The sequence below is a fragment of the Streptomyces sp. CB02959 genome (genome assembly GCF_002803155.1).
Classification (GTDB): domain Bacteria; phylum Actinomycetota; class Actinomycetes; order Streptomycetales; family Streptomycetaceae; genus Streptomyces.
Window position 1 is genome coordinate 1 of sequence record NZ_NNBP01000079.1, and the last position, 3,441, is coordinate 3,441.

Below are 3,441 nucleotides of genomic sequence, written 5' to 3' on the forward strand. Positions count from 1 at the left end.
CGCAACCGTCTTCCGCTACATACGGGAAGCCGTCGAGGTCCTGTCCGCCCTCGCCCCGTCCCTGGCCGAGGCGATGAGGACGATCCGGGCGAAGGCGTTCGTCATCCTCGACGGCACCCTGCTGCCGATCGACCGCATCGCCGCCGACACCCCGCACTACTCGGGAAAACACAAACGCCACAGAGTGAACGCCCAGGTCCTCACCGATCCGTTCGGCCGTCTGCTGTGGGCCTCGCCCGCACTGCCCGGCTCGACCCACGACCTCACCGCCGCCAGGCGGCACGGGATCACCGAAGCCCTTGCCGACGCGGGACTCAAATGCTGGGCCGACAAGGCGTATCAAGGCGCCGGCGGGCCCGTCCGGGTTCCGTTCCGAGGCCGCCGTCTCAAGCGATGGAAGCGCCGCCACAACACCACCCACGCCAAGATCCACTGCGTCGGTGAGCAGGCCATGGCCACCCTCAAGGACTGGCGTCTCCTTCGGAAGCTTCGCTGCAGCACGAACCGCATCACCGACGTCGTGAAAGCCGTCCTGGTCCTTCACCACGCATCAGCGTGAGGTTGGAAAACGCTCACTGACCCGGAGGAGTGGTCGCCAGTGGGACGGTGCAGATCCCTCACGCACGGCAGTCCTCCAGACGCACTCCCCCGAACCAGCGTCTGTGCGCACCGCCTCGCCCCGCGAACGACGGAGGATCGTCAGGACACTTTGGGTCAGAAATCTCAGGAGCCAGATCACGGCACGACGGCAGCACCGCTGCCATCCTTTCCATCCGCAGATCACCAGTACACCGCTGCCCCTCGCCGAGAGGGCTACCCGCTGAAGCCCAGCAGCGCCCACGCGCCCCCGGGATCTTCGTCGCTCCGAACAGCGCGCCCGCGCGCATCGCAAGCCCCCAACGCCGAAATGCGCCGTCTCGGCCGCCGCCTCGCCCCTTCCGTCGCGTCGCGGACAGTGAGCCGGAGCACCGCAAGATCGTGCCGAACACTGCGAACCAGGGGCAGTCCCCAAACGCAGGAACCCCCGTCGGCACCTGCCCGACGGGGGTTCCTCACCTGTCGCGTTCTCTCACACAGCCCCTATGACGGGGGCCGAGACTATACGGACCTGACCAGGTGGAAGACCTCCCGGGCGGCGTAGCGTTTGAGGCAGCGGACGATCTCGCGTCGGGTCTTGCCCTCTTTGAGGCGTCGCTCGTAGTAGTCGCGGGTGCAGGGGTCGAAGCGGAGCCGAGCGTGCACAATCCGGTGGAGTGCGGAGTTGGCCTGACGGTCTCCCCCACGATTGAGCCGCCAGCACCGCTCGCGTCCCGAGGAGTGTTCGATAGGACTGACCCCGCGCAGTGCGGCGAACGACGCCTCACTGTCCAGCCGTTCCGGATTGTCCCCCATGGTGATCACCAAGGTTGCGGCGCTGTCCGGCCCGATGCCCACCGGAGCCAACAACTGCGGGAAGTGGTGCCTCACGAGCCGGGCCAGGCGTCGGTCGAGGTCACCGGCATCCCACCTGGCCCGACCGAGCAGATGCTGCATGCCGTCCGGCGTGGCCTGTCCGGCCCACTCGGCGATGCTCCAGCAGTTCTTTCGCGGCAGGTCCGACAGAAGCCCCAGCACCAAGTCCCTCACCCGGCGCCGGGGTTCGACCCGTGCGAACCGGACCGCTATCCGGCTCATCAGGACCTCAAACGCTTCCTGCCAGCGGGCAGGGTCTACGCTGTGACCTGCGGCCACCGCAAGATCGTTAGTCTTCACACACCGATGATCATCGGTGGCCGCAGCCTTCCTGCAGCCGGTCCAGCAGCAAGGTCACGCTCTACGGCTGAAGGTCGCGCTGGTACCAGGTGCCTGACTTGCCGCCGAGATCGGACGGGGCGGCCGAGCCAACCGGGGCGAACCCGGCCTTGGTCAACACCTTCTGGGACGCAACATTGTCGTAGGAGGTGGCCGCCCGTAGTGTGCGCAGCCCGTGCCGCGCCGCCGCCAGCTGGCAAAGCTCCTGGACGGTCGCGGTCGCCACGCCGCGGCCGGCGACCTGCTGCGCGACCCGGTAGCCGAGTCTCGCAGTGCCGTCCTCCAAGTCGTACAGGTTGAACCTGCCGAGTACCGAGCCGTCCTCGGCGACGAGCACGTAGAAGGCGCAGATGCTGGCCTCCTGCTCGGCCAGCGAGGCGTTGTACCGGTCGGTGAACTGGTCGAAGAAGTCGTCGCCGCGGTCGGAGATCGAGGCAGCGAAGTAGGTGCGATTCGCCAGCTCGAAGGCCAGGACCGCCGGGGCGTGGTCGGCATGCAGCCGCTTCAGCTCGGGCATTGCCCGACTCTACCCAGATCGTTCGCTGAGGCCACCTGAGTTTCCGCCAGTGGCAGACAGCCCCAAGACCAAGGCACATAACGATCTACGGCTGGAGTATTAATACTCCAGTTGCAGTTCGCTATTGCCGCTGGTCAGAGGCGTCTTCTTGAGCATAGTCAGCTGACGTGCCGTCATGTGGCGGTTGTTCGTGACCAGTCGCGCGGCGTCTGTAGTGGCAGCGCCTGGCAGTGGCCTGGTGGTGGCGACGCCAGCGGGACCATTTCAAGGCATGACTGGCGTGATGCCGGTGGTTGTGACTTGCCCCGGGGCGGCAAGCTGCCAGCAGCCTGCGGACTTCTGCCAGCGTGAGGGGGATGAGGGATGATCCGTTTCTGCGGCCCCCCTTTCCTCCCCGGCGTGGGCGGCCATCGTTGCGAGGAAGGCGTGGGCGAGCATGGCCAGGGTGATGTGCCGGTACCAGGCGGGATAGCGACGGACTTCGTACTGGTCCAGGCCGCACTCGTTCTTCGCGCTCTGGAAACACGACTCGATGGCCCAGCGACTGCCGGCGACTCGGACCAGCTTGTCGACGGTGGTGCCAGTGGGCGCGTAGGCGAGGTAGTAGGCGATCTCGTCAGGGCGGGCGATGCTGCGTCGGGCCAGCACCCACCGGTGGTGGGAGGGCTCGTCTTCGCCGTAGAGCGGGACGGCCGGCAGCTGTGCCCCTGCCCAGTCATAGACGCGCGGGCCCTTCGCGCCGTCACCGCAGGACAGTCGTTCCCAGGCTTCGTCGGGGGCATCGCCGATGAGCTGGTCGATGCGCCAGCACCCTGCCAGGGACTTGACCTGCTGTGATTTCGGGACCGCGACGACGTATCCGAGTCCGGCTTCTTCGAGCATGCGGCGGAAGTGCCCGTCCTGGCCGTAGAGCGCGTCCGCGGTCACCCAGGCAAAGGGCAGCGGCGAGGACCGTGCTCTGGCGACCAGAGCCCGGGCCAGCTCAGTCTTGGTGGCGAAACCACGCCCGTCGGGAACCTTCGCCGCCCTGCATCGCTCTCGGTCAGACGTCCACGACTTCGGCAGATACAACTCCCGGTCCACCAACGTCCGGCCCCGCGAAGACGCATACGTGGGATACAGCCTGCAGGGCA

The 3,441-nt window shown here is 67.1% G+C and carries 4 protein-coding genes and 1 pseudogene; 1 reads left to right on the plus strand and 4 read right to left on the minus strand.

What is annotated here, in order from left to right:
- Positions 1-559, plus strand: a 559-nt coding sequence (locus tag CG747_RS46825) for a transposase family protein (RefSeq protein WP_100607955.1), incomplete at its 5' end; no start/stop codon positions are given.
- A 539-nt stretch (positions 560-1,098) separates the two neighbouring features.
- Here the strand turns inward: CG747_RS46825 and CG747_RS46830 are convergent.
- The 4 genes and pseudogenes from CG747_RS46830 to CG747_RS46845 form a co-directional block, all read right to left on the minus strand.
- A complete protein-coding gene (locus CG747_RS46830; RefSeq protein ID WP_257981243.1) occupies positions 1,099-1,467 on the minus strand; it encodes an IS110 family transposase in 369 nt (122 codons plus the stop codon).
- A gap of 26 nt (positions 1,468-1,493) precedes the next feature.
- A pseudogene (locus CG747_RS48765) lies at positions 1,494-1,674 on the minus strand (IS701 family transposase); the annotation flags it as partial.
- Between the two features lie 139 nt (positions 1,675-1,813).
- Positions 1,814-2,308, minus strand: coding sequence for a GNAT family N-acetyltransferase (locus CG747_RS46840; RefSeq protein ID WP_100607956.1), 495 nt, complete (start codon positions 2,306-2,308; stop codon positions 1,814-1,816).
- A 264-nt stretch (positions 2,309-2,572) separates the two neighbouring features.
- Positions 2,573-3,441 (minus strand): IS701 family transposase (locus CG747_RS46845; protein WP_100607957.1); only part of this gene is annotated, 869 nt, incomplete at its 5' end.

Excerpts from the sequence above, each read along its gene's own strand:
- CG747_RS46840 (WP_100607956.1), bottom strand. The coding sequence starts at position 2,308 with ATGCCCGAGCTGAAGCGGCTGCATGCCGACCACGCCCCGGCGGTCCTG.